Consider the following 535-nt stretch of genomic DNA (forward strand, 5'->3'; position numbering starts at 1 on the left):
CATGTATGGCGGCAAGGCCGAGCAGGTCGGCACGCCATTCGAGATCTACAACCGGCCGGCAACCAAGTTCGTCGCCAATTTCGTCGGCACGCTGAATGTGCTGGAAGGCACCGTCACCGATGCCGCCGCGGGCACGGTGCGGGTCAATTCCGAACAGGTCTCGCTCAAGGGCAAGCTCAACGGTTCCAAGTCGGGCGACACGCTGTCCCTGGCGCTGCGTCCGGAAGCTATTTCGCTGGGCCGCCAGCCTGGCCGTGACTCCAGCCTATCCGGAGAAATCTCCGAAGTGCATTTCCTCGGATCGGTCATCCGGGTTCGTGTCGGCATCGGCGGCAACACGGTCTCGCTCGACACGTTCAACAGCCCGGCAACGCCGCCCCCCGCAGTTGGTGAGAAGGCCGAGATCTCGTTTTCTTCGAGCGATATGCTCGTGCTGCACTAGGCTGCTGCGCTTGTTTGGAATGAATGGCTGTATCCCGGTTAGCGAAGGGGGAAGGATGCTTCCGCCCGCGTGGCATGGGCTGCAGTGCAGGGA

The 535-nt window shown here is 62.4% G+C and carries 1 protein-coding gene; it reads left to right on the forward strand.

Features of this window, described 5'->3' with window-relative positions:
* On the forward strand, positions 1-442 hold a 442-nt coding region (locus EN994_RS34585; RefSeq protein WP_127308307.1), incomplete at its 5' end, for a TOBE domain-containing protein.
* Positions 443-535 lie beyond the last annotated feature (93 nt).

It is taken from the genome of Mesorhizobium sp. M7A.F.Ca.CA.002.09.1.1 (genome assembly GCF_003998555.1).
Taxonomy (GTDB): Bacteria; Pseudomonadota; Alphaproteobacteria; order Rhizobiales; family Rhizobiaceae; genus Mesorhizobium; species Mesorhizobium ciceri.